The sequence below is a fragment of the Methanobrevibacter sp. DSM 116169 genome (genome assembly GCF_046197865.1).
In the GTDB taxonomy this organism is placed as follows: Archaea; Methanobacteriota; Methanobacteria; order Methanobacteriales; family Methanobacteriaceae; genus JAHKLT01.
This window is the reverse complement of record NZ_CP166990.1, coordinates 69,554-92,600: the sequence shown is the minus strand read 5'-3', so window position 1 is coordinate 92,600 and position 23,047 is coordinate 69,554. Positions and strand designations below refer to the sequence as shown.

Genomic DNA, 23,047 nt, shown 5'->3' with positions numbered 1-23,047 from the left:
ACCTTAACTAGTAATAATACTAATAATATCTCCGTTTTCAAGTTCATAATCACTTGCAACTCTCATATTCTTTTTTGCACTAATTGCATGTAAAAATTTATCCCCAATATCTGTGTGAACAAGATATGCAAGTTCACGAGGAACTGATCCTTTTTTAATTAAAATACCATCAGGTAAAACATTTCCTTTTTGATCTGTTAGTTTATGTTCATCTTCTACAGGATATACAACAATCATATCAAGTAAATTAAAAATAGCTTCATTTAATGTTTTTTGAATTCCAGTCCCACCATACTTTTTCAAAATATTTTCATCAATATAATTCAATGCATTTAATTGACCTTTAGATAATTTATCTTTTTCTAGAATTTCAAAGCTAGAATCCCCAGGAACATAATTAATTAAACCTGCTTCACTAGCTCGAACAAGAGCAAGTTCAGATTCAGCAGATGCTGGTATAACATTGGGATATTTTTCTTGAATTTTCTTAATATTTTCATCAGAACTAGGCAAATCTGCTTTGTTTGCAACAATTAACATTGGCTTAGCTATTTTTAAAATATTTCGAGTAAGTTCAATTATATCTTCTTCTTCCCATTTAGTATAATCTGCTTCAATATTTCTTTTAGCTTCAATAATATCTTCTAAAGAAATTCCAGTTCCAGATAATTGATCAAAAAGAACTTTAGAAATATCTAATTTTTCTGCTCCAATTTTACGAATTAATCTATCCCAATTATTATTTATAATTCCATAGAGCCACATTACAATCTCATTTTCCATGAACTCTAAATCATCTAATGGATCATGAGACCCTTCTTCGACTGGATTTCCTTCTGAATCAGTAGAACCTGAAGCATCAATAACATGAATTAGAACTTTAGCTTGCATCAAATCATCTAAAAATTTATTTCCTAAACCTTTACCTTCATGAGCTCCAGGAACTAATCCTGCAACATCAATTAATTCTATAGGAATTAATCTTTTACCATCTACACAATCTGAATTTTGAGGATTGCATTTTACATCTAATAATTTACAAGGACATTCACTTACAACATGTCCAATAGCTTTATTAGCATCTATGGTTGTAAATGGATAATTAGCCATTTCAACAGATGATGCTGTAGCTGAATTGAAAAAAGATGATTTTCCAACATTTGGTTTTCCTGTAACTGCAATTTGAAGCATAATAATCACATATAATATTAATATAATTATTTTAATTTTTAGTTTATATAACTTTAATTAATTAATGAATTTATCTTAAAATATTATCAAAAGAAAAATTAGATATTTTAGCTAATTAATTCTAAAATTTTAAAAATAATGATTTAAAGCAAAAGTAAAAAGATATAATGATTTTAATCCGTTTTTATTAAATTTCAATAATTTTTCAAAAAGAAAAAATTTAAGATATATGTAAAACATAATATAAATATATTAAAATTTTACTAGAAAGTGATAATATCGAAGATGTGAAACCTCATGGATTAAAAATTCGCCGAGGAATGCAAAAATTCATGACAAAACAACGAAGAAAAATTTTTGATTTAGAATTTGATGAAGATAAATTTGATTTAGTTAATATTGAGGTAGAACTTGAAGGTTTAGATTCTGTATTTGATGGATATAAAATTATTAATTTAACTGATATTCATTTAGGTCAATGGATAAGTCCAGAACATCTTAAAGGTATTGTTGATTATGTGAATAAATTAGAAGCTGATGTAATAACTTTAACTGGAGATTATGTTTCTTATATTTTAGAAAGTTATGAAGAAGGTGTTTTAAAAAGTGCATTTACAAATTTAAAAGCTAAAGATAAAAAATTTGGTGTTCTTGGAAATCATGACCATTGGTTAGGTGCAGATAAAATAAGAAATATCTTTAAAAAATCAGACATAATTGATTTAAGTAACAGTGTATATACATTAAATAAAGATAAAGATTTAAAAGAAGATTCCTCTAAAATTTTACATTTTGCAGGTGTTGATAGTGTAATGCTTGGAAAGAATAACTTTGATCAAGTAATGAAAGAATTACCAGAAAAAGGTCCAGCTATTTTATTATCACATGAACCAGATTTTGCAAAAATATCTGCATCAACAGGAAGATTTGGACTTCAAATTTCAGGCCATTCACATGGTGGGCAATTTATAATACCTGGAACAAATACAACATTATTTAAAGGATCTTATTCAAGTAAATATCCAGTTGGTAAATATAAAATTAAAGACATGATTCAATATACAAGTAAGGGACTTGGAACAAATATTTTTTGGCTTAGAGTTAATTGTAAACCAGAAATAACTATATTTACTCTAAAACCTAAAAATAAAAAAAAGAAAATTAATGTAGATTTTGATTAAAAATGGCTCTATCAAAAAAAAACAGAAAAAAAGTTGAAGAATTAGAAAAATTCTCTTTAAAAGACATTATTAAAAGAATTTTAGTAGTATTAATCGCAGATATGATTGGATTTTTAGTATTATATGAAGCAAATATTGGAATCCATCTAAATGCAAATAATATCTTAGAAAATGTAATTTTTATTATAATAATAAGCTTATTAAATTCATTACTATGGATTATTTTAACAAATTACTTCATGCCTTTTTTAATCTACACCTTAGGAATTGGTACATTTGTATTAAATGGAATTATTCTTTATTTAGTAAGTAATTTTTTCCCAGGAATTTACTTTACAAATTTTGCACTATTAATTACACCATTATTACTCTCTATTTTAACAACATTTATTTCAACTGTTTTAACTGTAGATGATGATACATCCTATTTCAGAGCAGTAGTTAGAAATTCTTTAAAAAGAAAGAAAAATAAAATTAAAAGTTATCCAGGAATAGTTATCCTAGAAATAGATGGTTTATCAGAAGAAATATTAAAAGAAGCTATATCAAAAGGACATATGCCAACACTAAAAAAATGGGTTGATAATAAAAGTCATATAGTAAAAGAATGGGAAACAGATCTTTCAAGTCAAACAGGAGCAAGTCAAGCAGGAATATTACATGGAAACAATGAAAATTTAGTTGCTTTTAGATGGGTCGATAAAGAAAATGGGAATAAGATTGTTGAAAGTACTGGAATTAATGATGCGCCGAGAATTGAAAAAGGAATAAGTAACGGTGATGGTCTTTTAGTAGATAAGGGTGCAAGTAGGTGTAATCTTTTCTCAGGTGATGCGAAAGATGTTATTTTTACATATAGTCAACTTTTCAATATTAGAGGTACATATAATAGTGCATGGTTTGCTTTTTACTCACATCCAAATAATTTCCCACGTATATTAATATTATTTTTTAGAGATATTTATACTGAAATAAAATCTCAAATAAAACATGTTGTAAAACGTATTAATCCTAGAATTAACAGAAGTTGGAAATATATTCCAACAAGAGCTTTTGCAAATATTTTTATGAGAGAAATTACTACTCAAACAATTATTGGAGATATGGCAATTGGTGAAATTGATAGTTCTTATTCAACTTATTTAGGTTATGATGAAGTTGCACATCACTCTGGAATTAATGATGAAGATGTATGGCCAGTTTTAAGAGGAATAGATAAACAAATTTACAGATTAGAAAGAGTTAATGAAATAACTGAAAGAGATTATTACTTTGTTATTCAATCAGATCATGGTCAAGGAAATGGAAATACATTCAAACAAAGATATGGAATTAAATTTGAAAACTATGTTAGAAGTTTCTTACCAGAAGATATGAAAATGTTTAGTAAGATGAGTTCAAATGATGACCATTTTAAAAGTGCTTTTGTACCTCATACTAATTATACAAAACAATTAAGAGAAACATATAGTACTAGTTTAGAATATATTAAAAATCATGACCCCCTACAAATATCTAATAAAAAACCAAAAGAATCTGAAATTATAGTTTTAGCATCTGGAAATTTAGCTTTAATATATTTTACTCAGTGGAAAAAAAGATTATATTATGAAGATATTATTTTAAGTTTTCCAGAACTAATTCCAGGATTAGTTCATCATGAAGGAATAGGTTTTGTTTTAGTTAATTCAAAAAGACGTGGTGGAATGATAATTGGTGATAAAGGAATATATTACCTTGAAGATGACAAAGTAGAAGGAGAAAATCCTCTTAAAGATTTTGGTGAAAATGCAGCTCACCATTTACGAAGAACTAATTCATTTAAAAATGTTCCAGACATTTTAGTAAATAGCTTTTATGATCCTGAAAGTGAAGAGATATGTGCTTTTGAAGAACTTATTGGAAGTCATGGAGGATTAGGTGGGAGCCAAACCAAACCATTTATAATGTATCCGAGTAATTGGGAAATTAATGAAGAATTAATTGGTGCAGAAAGTATTTATAAAGTATTAAAAAAACAAATAAAAAAGGTTAAAGAGGAATAATATGTTATATATTGTAGGAATAGGACCAGGTTCAAAAGAATATTTAACACAAAAAGCAATGGCTATTGTTAAACAAGCAGAAATAACTGTTGGAAGTAAACGTGCTATAGATTTATTTGATGAAATAAATGAAAAAATTATTTTTAATGTTAAAGATTTAGATGAGAAATTAGAAGCATCGGTTAATTTAGCAAAATCTGGAAAAGATATAGCTATTTTATCTACAGGAGATCCTGGATTTTCTGGAGTTTTAAAACCAATTAAAAGGATAGCTAAAAGTAAAGATTTTAGTGAAGATAATATAAAAGTTATTCCTGGAATTAGTTCCCTGCAACTTGCAGCTAGTGAAAATAAAATTTCATGGGATGATGCAAATATTATGACATTCCATGGTAGAGAAAATATTGAAGATATTTTAGATGTTATAAACAATGGTAAAAAAACAATAGCACTTCCATCAAGAAAGGTTAAAGATATGGCTCAATTTTTAATTGATAATGGAATAGATAAAAATAGAAAAGCAATTGTTTGTGAAAGATTAAGCTATCCAGATGAGAAGATTGTTGAGAATACCTTAGAAGAAATTTCTAAAAGTGAATTTACTTATATGTGTGTTATGGTAATTCATGAAATCTAATGATTTATTTATAGAAATACAAAGTAAAATAAAAAATTCAAAAGTTAAAAAACCTTTAAAATATGATAATAATAATTTAAACGGCTCAATCTCGAATTTTAATTATGATAATTATTTAAAAATAAAAAATACTTCAATTGATGAAATTAAAATTGAAAAAATAGATGATAATAAAATTAATGATTTAAAAAATGGAATAGATAGTTTTTTTAAAAATTATCCAGTAGATAATAAAGATTTTGAAGATTTTACAAAATATATATCTCTATATTTAACTTTTATTTTAAAAAAACCATTACACCCATTAAACCTTAAAATAAAAGATGAAGTTTTTATTTTTGAAAAAAATAATAAATATTATTGTAAATTTAAAAAACAGTATTTAGAAGATGAAAATTCTGTTTGTAAATATTGTATAGCTATTGATTTATAATTCAATAGCATTTCTTTTTACTTCATTATTTTCTTTTCCTTCATATAACATATCAGCAAAATCATATAATCTATCTTTACCTTTAATTTCATCTTTAAATAAAGGCATTTTAACTATTTCTTGATTATTGAATTTCTGATTAATTAGTGCAATACGTTTTTGTTGTAATTTGTTTCTAGAATGACAAAAATCACAATCATCAACATCAGGCATTATTTGATTAACAATAATACTATCTACAGTTATATCATATTTATCTAATGCTTCTATAGCTCTTTCAGATTCATAAATAGACATTTCTTCTGGTATAACAACCATTTTAAAAGTAGTTCTATCAGGATCAGATAATACTTTTTTAGCTTCATCAATTTTGCGTTTAGTTTCTTCAAGTTCTGCAGTAGATGCAATATCATTATCTCCATCCATAAATGGAATAATATTTTTAAATGCTGATGCAGCTGAACCTAATTTAGATTTAACTTTCATCATTTTTCCAACCCAAGAATCCATAATCTCAGGGAATGATAAAAACCTTAAAGTATGGCCAGTAGGAGCAGTATCAAAAACAACAAAATCATATTCATTAGTTGTCATTACAGTTAAAAATACTTCAAATGCAGCGGCTTCATCAGCTCCAGGTGAAGATGAAGCAAGATCTAATTGATCTCCAAGCATGTCTAAACCCATTAAATTATCTCCAGATGAAGATGATTTTTGAGCTTCAAGTTGAACTTTTTTATCTTCCATAGCTTTATCAGGATCAATTTCAACCGCATATAAATTTTCTGCAACTTCAGTGGGTATAGAACTTACAGGAGTTTCAAGTGAATCAGATAATGAATGAGCAGGATCAGTTGAAACAATTAATGTTTTTTTCCCTTGTTTTGCAAGCCATAATGCTGTTGATGCAGAAACTGATGTTTTCCCAACTCCTCCTTTTCCTCCAACAAAAATAAATGTGGTTTTATCATTATTAAATTTAAAAAGATCTTTAAAAGACAATAAAATACCTCCAATAATATTTTAGTAACATTATGTTATTTTTATCTTTTAATATATAAATTTATTTTAAAAATATACAAGAAAAATATAAGTCATAAAATGAAGAAATATATCTATAATAATTAAAATATTAGAACAGGCAATGATAATATGGTAGAAATTCCTAAATTAGATGAAAATAAATCCAAAACAGAAATAGTTAATTTTATAAAAGATAAAATAGATGATTCTGGGGTAGATGGAATTGTAATAGGATTAAGTGGAGGAATAGATTCATCAATAAGTGCATATTTAAGTTGTGAAGCTATTGGAGAAGAAAAAGTTTTAGGAATAATATTACCAAGTTCTACAACACCTACAGAAGATACAATTCATGGAAAGGAAATAGCTATAAAATTAGGAATTGATTTTATAGAAATAAACATAGATAATATTTTAAATGAATACTTAAAAGTTCTTAAAACAGATTCTAAGGAAGCTATTGGTAATTTAAAAGCTAGGATTAGAATGAATATTTTATATTATTATTCAAACTTAAACAATTACATTGTAATGGGAACAGGCAATAAAAGTGAGATTTTAATTGGATATTTCACTAAATATGGAGATGGGGCATGTGATGCAGAACCCATCGGCCATATATATAAAACACAACTTAGAAAATTAGCTAAAAATTGGGAAATACCTGATGAAATTATTAATAAACCTCCAAGAGCAGGACTTTGGGATAATCAAACTGATGAGGAGGAAATTGGTATGCCTTATGAACTTTTAGATAGGATACTATATATGTTGATAGATGAAAACATGAATAAAAATGAAATAGCTAAAATATTAGAAATATCAATTAAGGAAATTGAAAGAATTGATGAAAAGATAAAAAATAATGCTCATAAAAGTAAGATTCCTGATAGTATCTAACAAGGTGAAAATCCTTTTTTAGATATATTTTTATTTAAAAAATAATAAAAGAAATAACAAGATAAAATGTTAGTTTTAATTTATATAACTTGCCAAGATAAAAGTGAAGCAAAAAATATTGCAAATACTCTTTTAAAAATGAGATTATGTGGATGTTGTAATATAATAGATGAAATTGATTCTATGTATTGGTGGGAAAATAAAATAGAAAGTGATGAAGAATCTGTTTTAATAGTTAAAACTATAGAAAGTAAAATAGATGATATAATAGCTAAAGTTAAGCAAATACATAGTTATGATAATCCATGTATTTTAGCTATTCCTACATTAAAAATAAGTGATGATTATAGAGATTTTATTGAAAAAGAAGTTGATGGTGATTAAATGGATATAAATATTGAAAAAAAATGGCAAAAAAAATGGGAAGATAATAAATTATTTCAATCAAATCCAAACAATAAACAAAAATTATTCTTAACAGTAGCATATCCTTATCCTAGTGGAGCAATGCATATAGGTCATGGCAGAACATACACAGTTCCAGATGTATATGCAAGGTTTAAAAGAATGGAAGGATTTAATGTTTTATTTCCAATGGCATGGCATGTAACAGGTGCACCAGTTATTGGAATAGCTAGTAGAATTAAAAGAAAAGAAAAATGGACAATGGATTTATATGAAAATGTCCACAAAGTTCCAAAAGAAGAACTTTCAAAACTTGAAGATCCAGAATACATTGTTAAATATTTTAGTGGCGAATATCATGATGTAATGAATGATATGGGTTATTCTATTGATTGGAGAAGAGAATTTAGAACTACAGATCCTACTTATAAAAAATTCATTGAATGGCAAATCAAAAAATTAAAAGAAAAAGATTTAATTAAAAAAGGAGAACATCCTGTTAAATATTGTCCAAATTGTCAAAATCCAGTTGGAGATCATGACCTTTTAGAAGGAGAAGGTGTTGGAGTAAATGAATTAACATTACTCAAATTTAAATATGAAGATAAAATCCTTGTAACAGCTACTTTTAGGCCTGAAACAATTAGTGGAGCTACTAATATATGGATGAACCCCGATATAAAATATATTGCAGTTGATTCAAATGGAGAAAATTGGATTATATCTGAAGATTCTTATCACAATCTTTCAAATCAAATTAAAGATTTAAAAGTTTTAGGAGATATTAATCCAAAAGAATTAATAGGTAATTTTCTTATAAATCCTAAGACTAATGATAAATTACCAATTTTACCAGCTAGTTTTGTAGATGGAGAATATGGAAGTGGAGTTGTATTTTCAGTTCCAGGACATGCACCTGCTGATTATATTGCATTAAAAGATTTAAAAAATAATGATGATTTAATTTCTGAATATAATTTAAAAGAAATTTTAGAAAATGTTAACCCAATTAATGTTGTAACAGTAAAAGGATATGGAGAATTTCCAGCTCAAGAAATTATTGAAAAATTACAAGTTAAAAGCCAAGAAGATCCTAAACTTGAAGAAGCTACAAATGAATTATATAAAATCGAACATAGTAAAGGAATCATGAGTGAACATATTCCTAAATATAATGGTGAGAAGGTAGCTATAGCTCGTGATGATATTAGAGATGAAATGATTCGAGATAATACAGCTACAATTATGTATGATTTTGCAGAGCGACCTATTGTTTGTAGATGTGGAACAAATTGTGTTGTAAAAATAATGGATGATCAATGGTTTATTAAATATTCAGATGTTCATTGGAAAGAAAAAACATTTGAGTGTTTAGGTGGAGAAACAATAATTCCAAATGAAGTTAGAAACAATTTTGAATATTATATAGATTGGTTAGAAGATTGGGCATGTTCAAGAAGAATAGGCCTTGGAACTAAACTACCTTGGGATGATAAATGGTTAATAGAACCTTTAACAGATTCAACAATTTATATGTCCTATTATACAATAGCTAAATATTTAAAAGAGATGAATCCTGAAGAGTTAAATGATGCATTCTTTGATAAAGTCTTTTTAGATATTGATTCTAGTGATATTAATGTGGACATAGAAACTGTTAATCAAATACAAAGTGAATTTAATTATTGGTATCCACTAGACTGGAGATTATCTGCAAAAGATTTAGTTGGTAATCATTTAAGCTTTTTAATGTTCCACCATAGTGCAATATTTCCTCAACCTAAATGGCCAAAAGGTACAGTAGTATTTGGAATGGGCTTACTTGAAGGAAATAAAATGTCATCTTCAAAAGGAAATGTAATTCTTTTAAAAGAAGCTATTGAAGAATATAGTGCTGATGTTGTTAGATTGTTTTTAATGAGTTCGGCTGAACCATGGCAAGATTTTGATTGGAGAGAAAAAGAAGTTCTTGGAACCCAAAGAAGATTACAATGGTTTATTGAATTTCCTGAAAAGATTGAAGAAATTAATGGTTCATCAATTGATTTAAATTCAAATAAAAAAATTGAATTAAATAGGCCAATTGATTTATGGATGATGAATCAATTAAATTTAAGAATAAAAAATGCAACTGAAGCTTTGGAATTATTCCAAACAAGAAAAGCATTACAAGAATCATTTTTCTTACTTAAAAAAGATATTGATCACTATATGCATAGAAACCAAGATAATGATAGTGAAGAATTTATCTATGTATTAACAGAAGTCTTTAAAAAATGGTTAAAAATATTAACTCCCTTTACACCACATACATGTGAAGAATTATGGGAAAAATATTTTGGTAAGGGTTTTATTTCAATTCAATCTTGGCCAGAATATGATGAAAGCTCTATAAATGAGGAAATAGAACGTAGTGAAGAAATGATTCAAACAATTATAAAAGACATTGGAGAAATTAAAAAGATGATCAATGAAGATGTTGAAAAAATCCATATATATTTAGCTCCTGAATGGAAATGGGAAATGTATGAAATAGCTGATAATATTGGAAAACCTGATGTTGGACAAATAATTGGTAGATCAATAAAAGCTAATATTCACAATGATAAAAAAGAAATAGCTGAATTTGCAAAAAAAATCGGCCGAGAGATAACTAAAACTAAATATATAGGTAAAATTGATGAAGCAAAAGTTTTAAACAATGCAAAAGATTTTATAGCTAATGAATATGGAGATGAAATAGTAATTCATACAGATAATGATTTCGATCCTGAAAATAAGGCTAGAAATGCATTACCATATAAACCAGCTATTTACATGGAATAAAAAATTTATAATTTACGAGCAAAAACTAAATAACCAGTATGACCAACCATTCTGGTTTTTGGTCTTGTTCCTTGAGGCCTTACTTCAAGACCTCGCTCAAAAGTTTCAATAATATCAATATTTTGGAAATTTAATTTTTTAGCTACTTTATATGCTAATTCTGCTTGATCAATATAAGGAGCATAAACTGCAAGCCAACCTCCAAAATTTAAAGATTCATACACATCTTCAAAGATTTCATAAGGCTTTGGAAGATCTAAAAATATTAAATCGATGTTTTCTTCATCAATTCCCTCTTTAATATCCTTATTTTTAATTATAATATTTTTAAGTCCAAATGTTTCAATGTTTTTATTAGCTATTATAGAAAAATCTTCCCTAATTTCATAGCTATAAACCATTCCTTCACTACCTACAACATTTGCAAAGTTTAAAGCAATAGCTCCTGCACCAGTTCCAGCATCAACGACTTTTGAGGAAGATCCTAATCCAGTATGAGCTAAAACAGATCCAATATCTTTTTGAACAAGAATTGAACATCTTCTATCCATTAAATCTATAAAATCATTAATATTAGGTTTAATAACTTTAAAATCGTGTTCTAAATGAGTAGTTAATGTATCTCCAATGTTAGCTTTACTCATTTGTTCTTCATCAATAATACCTAAATCGCTATGGAACTCTTTGTCTTCATTTAAAAAGTATTTTTTTCCTCGCTCATCCATTATAATTTTCAAAAAATCACCTATTGAAGATCAGCTAACTTTTTGACTCTTTTTAACATATCAGGATGAGTAGACATTAATTCTTTAAGATTATCAGAGCCTTTAATATGAACATCAGAATTTTTAAGTCTATCCATTTCAGCATCACTAATTTTACCATCATTATCAATATCTAGTTGACGAAGTGACCTAATATCTTCTCCTGCATCACGAACATCATTTAAAAAGAAAGCAGTGCTTCCTTCAATATCTTTGATTTGTTCTTCGGATGTATTAGATGCCCCATAAACTAATTTATAAAGAGCTGATGCTAAATCACTTGGTTTATTTCCAAGTTCAATACTAGCTTCATCTGCATAATATTCTCTTATTCTAGATACAAGAAGTACTAATAATTGACCAACAAAATAAGCAATCCAAGCAAAAATTGTAATTAAACCAGAATTATTATTATCATTTCTTGAAAACATAGAAGAAATAGCTATTCCATAACAAATTAATGGGATTGTACTTACTATTGTAGTTATTGCCATGTCATTATGTTTAATATGGCCTAATTCATGACCTAAAACTGCTTTTAATTCATTTCTATCTAATAAACCTAAAAGACTTCTAGTTATACAAACATGCCCATTTCCTTTAGATCGACCATATGCAAAAGCATTAGGCATATTAACTTCTGAGACTCCAATTTTTGGCTTAGGAATATTAGCTTTATTAGCTAATTCTTCTACCATTTCATGAATATAAGGAGCTTCTTCAACTGATAATGGCTTAACTTTCATTGAGCTTTCAACAATTCTTGGTGAAAACCAATATTGTGCAAAAATTACTATAAGTCCAGTTATAACATAAAATGATGAAAATCCACCATAACCTAAAAAGTTACCAACTAAAGTAATTAAAATATAAACCATTCCAAACATTACAAGCATTACTGCCCATAATCTTAATTGTAATTTCCATGTTCCTTTCATTAATATATACTCCAAAATTTTAAATTAATAAGTTGTTTATAAAACAATACTTAAATAATTAATTATTACATAAATTTAAAGTGATAAAATGGAGATAAAATATCTTTTAACGGATGATAAGAACTTAGATTTTCAAAATTTGATTAACAAACTAGAAAAATATTATATTAGCTTAAACAAAGATTTAGCACTTCAATATCAAGATATTAATAAAATTACAAAGAAACATTATGTTTGTATAGCATATTATAATGAAATAGCTATAGCTTGTGGAAGTTTTAAGATATATGATGAAAATACAGTAGAAATGAAAAAATTTTATGTATTAAGTGAATATCAAAATCAAGGTATTGGAAGTAATATATTAAAAAAATTAGAAAATCATGCTAAAAGTCTAGGATATAATAAAGTTCTTTTAGAAACTGGATGTATATTACCAAAAGCTATAAGTTTTTATAAAAAAAGAAATTATAAGATTATTGAAAATTTTGATGAATTTAAAGATGATGAAAATATTGTTTGTATGAAAAAAGAATTAAAATAAGCAATTATATTATTTATAAGTTACTTTATAGATATTAACTCCATTATCTCCGTCAATTCTATTAAACGTTACATTTTCATTTGAAAGTGTAGATAAATCTTCATAAGTCAAAATATATGTAATATTTAACTTTTTCATGTCATTTGTATCTAATATTAAAACAACATAGTGAGATTTTTGAAGGCCCAAATCCGAAGGTACTTCTATAATCGTTGGAGCACTATCTTTAAATACTATTTTTAAAAGTGCATATCTATTCCAAACCTCGTAAGACTCATTATTCGGATCTAATTTCGACCATAAATCTAAATTAGGATATGTGTTAACAGAATTTAATGTGCGAGCCCCTACAGGAATAGTTTCACCAAGATAAAGTTCATGGCCTTCTATAACCCATATAGCATTAGGATCTTCTTCAACAATGTCTGCAATTTTTTGAGTTATTGGTTGTTCAAAATAATAATCTAATCCACTTTCAACAGGATTAACTAATGAACCTGCACACATTGAAATAAATATTACACTAATAAGAAAACCAATTTGGTATTTTTTATTATTTCCAATATTTAAAATGAAATAAAATGTGATGCTAAATACTATAAATGCTACTATTAACATGATTGTTGTATAAAATTTAAATCCAAGACCATGGAATGCAATAGCTAAAACAGAACCTACTATTAAACAACTTAGAATCAAACTAAACTTAGAATAATCACTAATAACTCTATTTTTAAATTTAGATAGAAACTTAAATTCTATTTTACCTATAATAGAAATAGATCTAATAAAAATTATAAGATCTAAGAAAGTTATTATTAATAAGAAACGCAAACTCATTGATTTATCCATAAGGGTAATTTTTCCAATAATTTCTGGGAAAGTAAAAAGATAATATAATATAAACAAAGCATAAAGAGCTATTAAAAGATTAAGAAGGAAATCTTTCTTTTTTTGTACAAAAGTTATAAGTGAATAGAATATTATCCCCATTGGGAAAAATGATATGAAATAAGTTAAAGATATTCTAGCACCAATTTCATTAGGGCTAAAAGGATAAAATATATTCCTCATATAATCAAATACCCAATATGGATCAGCACTTCTCCAATATATATCTGGTCCACCATAATATCTTCTTAGACCAGGATAAACTGTGTTAAGTTGGGCAAGAATAGCATCTTGAGATTTAAGTAAAACATAACAAACTAAAATAGCTGTAATAGCTACAAACAAAGCAATTAAAAGTGCATCTTTTTTATTAAATTGAAATTTACTCCAATTTTTTCTTACAATCCAAATTGCTAATACTAAAAATATATAAAACAATGGAACTTGCCATGCAGGGTATACTGCGAGAATATAACCTCCAGTACATAAAATCATACCTAATGCGCAAATTAAACGTCTTTTATAATCATTAGTAGTCATGTATTGATTTATTAAAATTATAGCTAATTGAGCCCAAAATAGCATTTCAACTAGGCAATTAACACTATACCACCATTGAACAATTGGAGAAAGTACAACAAGTATTGCATAAGCTAATGCAATAGTTTTATTTTTTTCAGTTAATATTAAACCCATTTCAAAACTAACTAAAAATAAAAGAATAAAACGACTACACCAATAAAAAGATAGACCTTGACCTTGTGGTAAAAATAAATAACCCCATTGGAAAGGATTAAAAATAATAGCTATATCCCATACCGGTTGTCCATATAAAATAAACATATCAGTAGTTGTAGCTCTAACAATGTCACTAAAATAAGCAAAGTTATTGTAATATTGAGATAATGCAAATGGAGTATTAACTTCAAACTCATCAATTTTAATTGTACGGACAATACCAAAAATAGGGTTGTGTTCTAATGTAGATAAATTAAGTTGAGCTATAGATGATCCATGAATCTCAAAAATAACACCTAATAATAGAAAAATACCAGCTAAGACATATCTATAATTATAACAATAATATAAAGTTCTTTTTCTAATATTCGATTTATATAGTAGAAATACAATTATAAAAAATATAAAGAAAAAAAGTAATAGCTGTTTAATTGAAATAAAGTGTTGTAAACTAAGTAAAGCATCCATTGGTGAAAGTCCATATAAAAATGAAGAACGTTCTACTAAAATTACATAAACTTGTGTTAGTAATGTTAAACCTAATGTAATTAATGAGATAAAGAATATATCTTTTTTATTAAAGTTATTTTTTAAAAAATTCATTATTAACCATCAATCACATATGTTTTTAAAGCTTATAACTTAGTTATTATAAAACACATATTTATTATTTTCTGAAATTTTTGATTATATAATAGCTTCTTTAAAGAATTCTGGTATTAATGATTTATACATTGGACTTTTAAAAATCATGTTAATATCACTATCTAAAATGTATGTATAACAAGAATCATCTTCAGCTCTCATTCCTCTACCATATGCTTGCATAAGAGTCATTACAGTTTTATAAGCATACCATCTTTGATCTTTTTTTCGCCTTAAATTTACTTGTTTATCTCCTAAATAAGGGAAAGGAATTTTATAAATTATTTGGAATCGACATTTATCATAAGGTAAATCAACACCTTCACTCATAGAAGGAGAAACTAATACTAATGGATTTTCATCTTCTTCAAAATGTTTTAAAACTGTTTCTCTATTATTAGTTGTATGAGAAATTAATCTAGAATTAAATAAATTTCTATTAATATAATTTTGACATTTATAGCTGTGAGTATGTATTAATCCTTTATCATTTTTATGTTTTTCAAGTATTTCTTTTAATATATCAATAGTTTTTGGTGCAGTAGTTTTAATTCTATTTGCAGACATTTTACCTGCAAGTTTTAATTCAACTGGACGATTTTCTGCTTCAAAAGGACTATCTACTTTTATATGATAAACTTCATTTGGATTTAATCCTAACCATTTAGAAAACATTTTATGAGATAAAACTGTGGCACTTAAAAATAGACAAACATCACCATGTCTAAGTAAATAATCTTTAGCATATTGATGAACTCTTAATGGTTTAAAAGATACTCCAAATTCATCTGCATCAATAACCCAATTATTAGGTTCTTTTTCAAGATTATCACATAATTGTTTAAGACTAGCTATTGTTGAGTTGATTCTATCAGCTTTGTTTTTATTTAAATCTTTGGTATCGATCTCTTTATAAGCATCATAAATAGCTTCCACCTCAACAATCCAATCAGATACATTTCCATTTTTTAAAGTATTTGGGCTAATAGCTTTACCTATATCTTTTTCAAGACGCTTATTATATATATTAACTTCCATTGTTCTCATTAGCTTATCTTCAATATTATGTGCTTCATCTAAAATAAGAAGAGATCTTTTTGGAAAGTGTTTAACATAGTTTAATTCTAAAATTCCATAATCATAATTCATTAAAGTAATAGGAGAGTTAATAGAATTAGATTTTTGTTGCCAGTAATGACAATGTGAATCTGAATTATAAAAAATAGATCCACCAAATGAATCTTCAAATGCTTCTTTACTATCAAGTGTAGGATTTTTTCCAACTCCATATTGGCAGAAAAACTTACTTGAAGTAGGTGTTGTTTTACAAGTTCCAATATCACAAGTAGAGTCTAAATTATCTTGAAGACAATAGAAGTTACCCCTACCTTTAACAAGAGGAAAATCGAAATCCTGCATATATTGAGCTTGAAGTTGTTTTGTCATTGTAAATATATATGCAGATTCACACATTTTTGCAAGAGTTGCAGCTATTACAGATTTTCCAGTACCAGTACCTGCTTCAAGAATTATGTATTTAAATCCTTTGTTAATAGCATCTACAATATCCTGAATAATATTAAATTGGCCAATTCTTGGTTCATTAAAAGGAAAATTTTCAATAATTTCCTCATCAATATTTGGAAAATCTTTTTTAAGTTGTAGTACTCTCTCATCAGATAATTTATGATCTTCTAAAGAATATACATCTGGAATTTCTTCAACAATATTTGTTTCATTTGATTTATATGAAAAAAGATTATTTTCATCTTCATTTTTTGAGAATATATTGTTATTAGTGTTTTTGGAGCTTTCATTATCGCATATACAGTTGCTTTTCATCATTGAACAATTAGGACAGAAAATAGAATTAGACATTACACTTATATTATTTGGTATAATATAAATAAATTACAGTAAGTGTATTTGAAAAGAAAAACACAAATAATAAAATTGTGATTATATGAGTAAAAAAGGTAAATTATATGGAATTGGTGTGGGACCTGGAGATAGTGAACTTTTAACAATAAAAGCATCAAAAATATTAAAAAAAGTTAATGTAGTATGTTCACCACGTTCATCAAAAGAAAAAGAGAGTATAGCTTTATCAATTGCAAAACCTATCTTAGAAGAAAGAGAAGATTATAAAAAATTAATGGTAATTGAACCGATTTTCCCAATGCTAGAAGATGAAAAAAAATTAGAGAGATATTGGGCAGAAGCATCAATGTTAATTTCTGATTATTTAAATAAAGGAAAAGATGTTGCATTTATAACACTTGGAGACCCATCAATTTTTAGTACATTTTCTTATGTTCAAAAAATTTTAGATAAAGACTATGAAACAGAGATAATTCCAGGAATAACCTCGTTTACTGCATGTGCATCAAGTATAAATAAACCATTAGTTGAAAAAAATGAAATTTTATCAATAGTTCCGAAAATAGATGATAGATTAAACCAAGTTTTAGAATATAGTGATACAATAGTTTTAATGAAAACTTCACGTAATAGTGAAGAGTTAGAAAACTTAATACATTCTAAAGAAGGTGAAAAAGAAATATTATCTGTTGAAAATGCAAGTCGTGCAGAAGAAAAAGTAATAGAAGGTTTTTCAAAAGATAAACCTTATTTATGTACATCAATAATAAAATTAAAAAAAGAAGCTAAGTAATTAGCTTTTTTTCGGTTCAACTTCAAAAGTACATTGTCCATCACCCATAGTATAACATTGTACTTCAATAACATCTACAGGGAATCCAAAATAATTTGAAAATAAAGCTTCAATAATTCCTGCATCTAAAAAACATGCAGGTTTACCTGTTTTTGGTAATAATCCACATTCGAAACAATCAACAGAAGTTATTTTAATTATTTGACCAATATCAACTGAAATAATTCCAAGGCCTTGATTTTGCCAAAATTCAGATACATTAGCTAAAAATTTATCAAATGTTTCATCATATAATTTTTCAAAAATTGCATTACCAATGCTTAATCCAGTATCATGTAAAATTGGATCTATATTAACTCCTTCTTGAATTAAACTTGATCTAAGAGTATGGAATAATAATAAAGAAAATTCAAAATCATCTTTATTTAATATATTATCTATTAAATATTCTTTTTTTCTCTCTTCAATTTCAATTGGAGATGATGTGTTAATTGATCCTAAAAATCTTGAATTTAAATGAAATATTTTCTTACGGCTATCTGAAGGATTAACTTTAAATGAAATAATTCCTTTTTCTCTTAAATCTTTAAGATGTACAGAAACTGTAGATTTAGATTTGCCTGTGTTTTTAACAATTTCATCAAATTCCATGTGTTTTGTTTTAAGCATTTCTAAAATAGTTAATTTTACTTCACTTTTTATAACATTTACATCATTAGATAATTCATGCCCTGAAAAAATTTGGATTGGTTTTTGTTTAATATAGTTTTCATTAGTATTCATCTAAACAACCTCAATATAATAAAAGTTTTATTATATGTTATTTAAATATTTATGGTTTTATTTTTTTAAGATAATTAAAAAAAATAAAAGATATGAATATCCACATAAATAAATTATAAATTATTATAAAACTGTATAACTGTAAAATTATATTAGTAAATAAAAAAACAATAAAACAAAAAACTGTTCGTAAATTAACAAATTATATAAATGATGAAAAATAATATAATAGTATAAATTAAAAGAGTTGAAATCATGAATGCAAAAGCAAAAAAAATTGGAGAAGGAGTATACTGGATAGGAGTCCTCGATTGGGACATTAGAACTTATCATGGTTATACATTAGATGGAACAACATACAATGCATATATTATTTTTGATGGTGACGAAGTTGCAATCATAGATAATGCATATCCTGGAAAAACAAAAGAAATGATGGCACGTATTGAAGATGCATTTGTTCAAGAAGGAAAAACAGAAGTAGAAGTAGATTATATTATACAAAACCATATTGAACTTGATCATAGTGGCGTATTACCTGATTTACATAAAAGATTCCCAAACGCACCAATATACTGTAGTAAAATAGCTGTAGATGGTTTAATTAAACATTTCCCAGTACTTAAAAATGCTAATTTTATAACAGTAGGAACAGGAGATCAATTAAAAGTAGGAGAAAAAACTTTAGCATTTTTAGATGCATTTTTATTACATTGGCCAGATAGTATGTTTACATTACTCGTCGATGATGGAATATTATTCCCAAATGATGCATTTGGTCAACATTTATGTTGTTCTAAAAGATATGATAAAGAAATTCCAGAATATGTCTTAATGGATGCAGCTAAAAAGTTCTTTGCAAACTTAATAACTCCATTATCACATTTAGTTCTTAAAAAATTTACTGAAATAACAGATATGGGATTACTTGAACAGATAAAAATTATTGCACCATCACATGGACAAATTTGGACAGACCCTATGAAAATTATTGGTGCTTATAGTGAATGGGCTACAGGAAAATGTGAAGATAAAGTAACAATAATTTACGATACTATGCATTATTCTACTCAAAAAATGGCTCATGAAATAGCTGAAGGAGTTATTGATAGTGGATATGAAGTTGAAATGTTCTATTTGCATGAAGATGAAAGAAGTGAAATTGTAAAAAGTATCTTAACAAGTAAAGCAATAGCTATTGGAGCACCAACAATAAATGATGAACCTTATCCAAGTATAGCTGATATAATTTATTATTTAAAAGGTTTAAGATTTGAAAGGACTGGAATTGAAAGAGCTGCTGTGACCTTTGGATCTATGGGAGGTAAAGGTGGGGCACCTAAAAAATTAGCTGAAGAAATATCTGATTATGGATTTAATGTAATTAATGAACAAGAAATTAAATATGTTCCAACAAATGAAGAAGAAACAGATAGTTTCAAATTAGGTCAACAATTAGTTGAAGAAGCTAAAAAACTTTAATAAAATATTTTTAAAGTGAGAAAAATATATAAAGATAAAATTAAATATAAAAAAATGGAGAGTTTAGAATATGGTAAAATATGAACATAAAATTGGAATAACAAAAGACACGGCAGTTGAAAAAGAAGTACAAAATAACTTTATGGGAGAAACCCAAGAAGTTGGAATGTATCTTGCAATGAGTAGACAAGCTTCAAGAGAAGGTTATGGAGAAATAGCTGAAGTACTTAAAAGATTAGCATGGGAAGAAGCTGAACATGCAGCTAGATTTGCTGAAATGAATGGTGTTATTAAGCCAACTTTAAAAGAAAACCTCGAAATGATGTTAGAAGGTGAAAAGATGGCAAACCAAGAAAAACATGATGCTGCTGAAGCATGCCAAAAAGAACAAATTGATGATGCTAAAAACTTCTTCTATGACAGCTCAAAAGATGAAGCTCGTCATGCAAAAATTTTAGAAGGAATCTTAGAAAGATATTTCTAGATTCTTTCAAAAACTCTTTTTTTTAATTAAAATTAAATATTTATATATTAAAAAATCTCTTTTTTATTTATATTCCTAATTATTTAAAAAATACCCATTCCAAAACTATAAACAATTGAAAATACTATTATAATTCCAAAACAGATTGAAACATAATTAACAAGTGGTGTTACAATCTTCTCAGGAAGTTTATATCTTAAAAGGTTTTCTAATATATGGCCACCATCTAAAGGTTTCATAGGTAGTAAATTAAAAGTACCAACTGCAAAATTAAGGAAAAATATCCATTTAAATAATTCTAAAAGTTCAAATAAAACCCAAGGAATTTCTCCAAAGGATTTATCTTTAAGTTCAAAATGTTTTTCACCTTGAATTCCTAAATATCCTCTTGATTCATTATTAGGATTGGTCCCTAGTTTAATTTCAAATGTTCCTTGATCTGTTACAATCGTCGCTTCTTCATTTGGTTTTAAATTTGATAAAACATTTAAATAATTTTCTGAATCATGAATATCTTGATTATTAATAGATTTAATAACCATTCCTTTTTTTAATATTCCACTAGCAGGTGCATCATCTAAAACTGTTTGAATTTCAACACCATTTTCTTCAAAAGCTCCAGGAATAGCTAAATTTCCAATTGCAAAAAATATAATAAAAGCAATAAAAGCTAATGTAAGATTTGCCATTGATCCTGCAGCAAAAATTCTAAGTTTAGAAGATTTTTTTGCCTTTTTCATTTCATCTTCATCAGGTTCAACAAATGCTCCAGGTAAGATTGTAAAAAGTAATAATCCTATTGATTTAATGTTTACTTTCTCTGCTCTAGCTAATATCCCATGTGAAAATTCATGAACAACAATTACAGTAATCAGTCCAATAAATCCAAATAAAAACGGTATAAAAATTGGAGAGCCTGGCATTTCAACTCCTGGAAGTAAGATTGATACATTAGGAGTTTCCATAATTGTAGATAAAGACATAACTAATGAATATGCCATGAAAATCATGAAAAATACACATATAACAAGACCTATATTCATAAACCATTTCCAAAATCTCGGAGAAATATTAGCTATTTTATCAATGAAACCTCTTAATCTTCTAGTTTTCCACATTAAAACAGGAAATTCTATTTCTACTCCGTGTTTTTCTAATTTATTTTTAAAAACAATAGCTACTACCCATATAAGTACAAAGGCTATTGCATAATACCATATTCCGTTCATGTTATTACCTGTTAAAATTCATTGAATCGAAAAAGAGAATATCTACTTCATCTTGCTCATCAATACCTTCATCATTTTCATCAATAATTATATAACTATTTGCTTCAACCATAGATCTAATGATACCTGAACCACGGTTTAGTACGTGGTGAGTAGATTCATCATCAGACACCGCTCTAATATAGTCAGTTCTTCCTAAGGTAGATGGTATTTTAACTTTTGATGTTCTTTTAACAATTTTATCAGAAAAGTTTGCACCTTGCATATTCATTATGAATTTTCTAGCAAACATATCAAATTGAGTCATTGCTGCTACAGGTTGACCTGATAACATGAAAACAGGAGTATTATTAACTATAGCAAATGCTGCTGGTTTTCCTGGGCGAATTGAAACTCCATGGAATTTAAGTTCACCTACTTCTGATGCAGCATCAACAACTACATCTCCTTTACTTAAAGCAGTTCCACCAGTAGTAATAATTACATCATATTCTTTAGAAGAATTTAAAATAGCTTCTTTTGTTTTATTAAAATCATCAATTACATGTTCATAAGTTAAAAGAGCACCACAATTTTCAATTAATGCAGATAATATATACCTATTAGAATTAATAATTTGAGCCTTATTTAATGTTTTTGTTGGTTCAACTAGCTCATTACCAGTAATTAAAATCTTTACTTTAGGTTTTTTATATACTTTAATTTTTGAATAACCTGCAGAAGCTATTAAGCCAATTTCTTGAGGACGAATAAAAGAATTAGATTTTAAAATAAGATCTTCTTTTTTAATATCCTCAGCTCTTGGAGAAATATTTTCTTTTGGTGTTACTTGAGATTGAACTTCAAGATTATCCCCATCAACAGATGTAAATTCTTTCATAATAACAGAATTCGCTCCTTCAGGAATTGGGGAACCAGTAGCTATAGTAATAGCTTCATTATGATTAATTGTTTTATTTGAAGATGCTCCTGCACCAATTTTATCAATTATTTTAAATTCTTTTGGTTTATTTTGAGATGCACCAAAGGAATCTTCAGCTATTATTGCAAATCCATCCATAGCAGATTTATCAAAAGGAGGAGAATCATGAAATGAATATATATCTTCTCCTAAAACTCTTTTATGAGCATCTTTAAGGTCTATTTCTTCTAAATCTGTTTTTATTTGAAAATTATCTATTTCAAGTAAAGCATCTTTAAAAGGTAACAATTTTGATAAACGCATTTTAATCAA

The 23,047-nt window shown here is 26.7% G+C and carries 20 protein-coding genes; 11 read left to right on the top strand and 9 right to left on the bottom strand.

The genetic code is table 11. The annotated features are described in order from the left end of the window. Positions 1 to 3: 3 nt before the first annotated feature. Entirely contained in the window at positions 4 to 1,191 is a 1,188-nt protein-coding gene (locus tag ACA134_RS00410) for a redox-regulated ATPase YchF (RefSeq protein ID WP_409200223.1), read from the bottom strand. A 278-nt stretch (positions 1,192 to 1,469) separates the two neighbouring features. Here ACA134_RS00410 and ACA134_RS00405 point away from each other — a divergent pair, with 278 nt between their 5' ends. The 4 genes from ACA134_RS00405 to ACA134_RS00390 are packed head-to-tail and all read left to right on the top strand — an operon-like array spanning position 1,470 to position 5,487. After that, positions 1,470 to 2,372, top strand: a complete 903-nt coding sequence (locus tag ACA134_RS00405; protein WP_409201103.1) for a metallophosphoesterase — start codon at positions 1,470 to 1,472, stop codon at positions 2,370 to 2,372. Between the two features lie 2 nt (positions 2,373 to 2,374). After that, a complete protein-coding gene (locus tag ACA134_RS00400) occupies positions 2,375 to 4,417 on the top strand; it encodes a phage holin family protein (RefSeq protein ID WP_409200222.1) in 2,043 nt (680 codons plus the stop codon). A gap of 1 nt (position 4,418) precedes the next feature. Next, the gene (locus tag ACA134_RS00395) at positions 4,419 to 5,054 is read left to right on the top strand and encodes a cobalt-precorrin-7 (C(5))-methyltransferase (protein ID WP_409200221.1); all 636 of its coding nucleotides are present in this window, start codon (positions 4,419 to 4,421) and stop codon (positions 5,052 to 5,054) included. After that, a complete protein-coding gene (locus ACA134_RS00390) occupies positions 5,044 to 5,487 on the top strand; it encodes a DUF2115 family protein (RefSeq protein ID WP_409200220.1) in 444 nt (147 codons plus the stop codon). Before ACA134_RS00395 ends, ACA134_RS00390 begins: the two co-directional genes overlap by 11 nt. Here the strand turns inward: ACA134_RS00390 and ACA134_RS00385 are convergent. Further along, positions 5,482 to 6,489 (bottom strand): ArsA family ATPase, encoded by a 1,008-nt coding sequence (locus tag ACA134_RS00385; protein WP_409200219.1) that lies wholly within the window; start codon positions 6,487 to 6,489, stop codon positions 5,482 to 5,484. The two genes, ACA134_RS00390 and ACA134_RS00385, sit on opposite strands and share 6 nt — an antisense overlap. A gap of 150 nt (positions 6,490 to 6,639) precedes the next feature. Between ACA134_RS00385 and ACA134_RS00380 the strand changes: the two genes are divergently transcribed. The 3 genes from ACA134_RS00380 (at position 6,640) to leuS (ending at position 10,641) form a co-directional block, all read left to right on the top strand. Further along, positions 6,640 to 7,410 carry an NAD+ synthase gene (locus ACA134_RS00380; RefSeq protein WP_409200218.1) on the top strand — a complete coding sequence of 257 codons (771 nt, stop codon included), beginning with the start codon at positions 6,640 to 6,642 and terminating at the stop codon, positions 7,408 to 7,410. 66 nt (positions 7,411 to 7,476) lie between these two features. Next, positions 7,477 to 7,794 (top strand): divalent-cation tolerance protein CutA, encoded by a 318-nt coding sequence (gene cutA, locus ACA134_RS00375; protein WP_409200217.1) that lies wholly within the window; start codon positions 7,477 to 7,479, stop codon positions 7,792 to 7,794. Next, positions 7,795 to 10,641 carry a leucine--tRNA ligase gene (gene leuS / locus ACA134_RS00370; protein WP_409200216.1) on the top strand — a complete coding sequence of 949 codons (2,847 nt, stop codon included), beginning with the start codon at positions 7,795 to 7,797 and terminating at the stop codon, positions 10,639 to 10,641. It begins immediately after the preceding gene. 5 nt (positions 10,642 to 10,646) lie between these two features. On the opposite strand, the gene ACA134_RS00365 is transcribed toward leuS, so the two are convergent. Both ACA134_RS00365 and ACA134_RS00360 read right to left on the bottom strand, forming a co-directional pair. Then, complete coding sequence (locus ACA134_RS00365; RefSeq protein ID WP_409200215.1) at positions 10,647 to 11,378, bottom strand: tRNA (adenine-N1)-methyltransferase; 732 nt, start codon at positions 11,376 to 11,378, stop codon at positions 10,647 to 10,649. An 8-nt stretch (positions 11,379 to 11,386) separates the two neighbouring features. Beyond that, positions 11,387 to 12,343, bottom strand: coding sequence for a zinc metalloprotease HtpX (locus ACA134_RS00360; RefSeq protein WP_409200214.1), 957 nt, complete (start codon positions 12,341 to 12,343; stop codon positions 11,387 to 11,389). A gap of 88 nt (positions 12,344 to 12,431) precedes the next feature. Between ACA134_RS00360 and ACA134_RS00355 the strand changes: the two genes are divergently transcribed. Then, positions 12,432 to 12,887: a GNAT family N-acetyltransferase gene (locus tag ACA134_RS00355; RefSeq protein ID WP_409200213.1), complete on the top strand. Its 456-nt coding sequence runs from the start codon at positions 12,432 to 12,434 to the stop codon at positions 12,885 to 12,887. Between the two features lie 9 nt (positions 12,888 to 12,896). Here the strand turns inward: ACA134_RS00355 and ACA134_RS00350 are convergent, their stop codons facing one another. Both ACA134_RS00350 and ACA134_RS00345 read right to left on the bottom strand, forming a co-directional pair. Then, positions 12,897 to 15,119 (bottom strand): hypothetical protein, encoded by a 2,223-nt coding sequence (locus ACA134_RS00350; RefSeq protein ID WP_409200212.1) that lies wholly within the window; start codon positions 15,117 to 15,119, stop codon positions 12,897 to 12,899. Between the two features lie 84 nt (positions 15,120 to 15,203). Beyond that, positions 15,204 to 17,039, bottom strand: a complete 1,836-nt coding sequence (locus ACA134_RS00345) for a helicase C-terminal domain-containing protein (RefSeq protein ID WP_409200211.1) — start codon at positions 17,037 to 17,039, stop codon at positions 15,204 to 15,206. A gap of 85 nt (positions 17,040 to 17,124) precedes the next feature. Here ACA134_RS00345 and cobI point away from each other — a divergent pair, with 85 nt between their 5' ends. Then, positions 17,125 to 17,835 (top strand): precorrin-2 C(20)-methyltransferase, encoded by a 711-nt coding sequence (gene cobI / locus ACA134_RS00340; RefSeq protein ID WP_409200210.1) that lies wholly within the window; start codon positions 17,125 to 17,127, stop codon positions 17,833 to 17,835. Here cobI and ACA134_RS00335 read toward each other — a convergent pair whose 3' ends face one another. Next, on the bottom strand, positions 17,836 to 18,618 hold the full coding sequence (locus ACA134_RS00335; protein WP_409200209.1) for a V4R domain-containing protein: 783 nt from the start codon (positions 18,616 to 18,618) through the stop codon (positions 17,836 to 17,838). It lies immediately after the preceding gene. Positions 18,619 to 18,873: 255 nt separating this feature from the next. Between ACA134_RS00335 and ACA134_RS00330 the strand changes: the two genes are divergently transcribed. Beyond that, the gene (locus tag ACA134_RS00330) at positions 18,874 to 20,100 is read left to right on the top strand and encodes an FprA family A-type flavoprotein (protein WP_409200208.1); all 1,227 of its coding nucleotides are present in this window, start codon (positions 18,874 to 18,876) and stop codon (positions 20,098 to 20,100) included. A 70-nt stretch (positions 20,101 to 20,170) separates the two neighbouring features. Beyond that, positions 20,171 to 20,584 (top strand): ferritin-like domain-containing protein, encoded by a 414-nt coding sequence (locus ACA134_RS00325; protein WP_409200207.1) that lies wholly within the window; start codon positions 20,171 to 20,173, stop codon positions 20,582 to 20,584. Positions 20,585 to 20,667: 83 nt separating this feature from the next. On the opposite strand, the gene ACA134_RS00320 is transcribed toward ACA134_RS00325, so the two are convergent. Continuing rightward, complete coding sequence (locus tag ACA134_RS00320) at positions 20,668 to 21,813, bottom strand: site-2 protease family protein (RefSeq protein ID WP_409200206.1); 1,146 nt, start codon at positions 21,811 to 21,813, stop codon at positions 20,668 to 20,670. Positions 21,814 to 21,817: 4 nt separating this feature from the next. Continuing rightward, positions 21,818 to 23,038, bottom strand: coding sequence for a gephyrin-like molybdotransferase Glp (gene glp, locus ACA134_RS00315; RefSeq protein WP_409200205.1), 1,221 nt, complete (start codon positions 23,036 to 23,038; stop codon positions 21,818 to 21,820). Between the last annotated feature and the right edge of the window lie 9 nt (positions 23,039 to 23,047).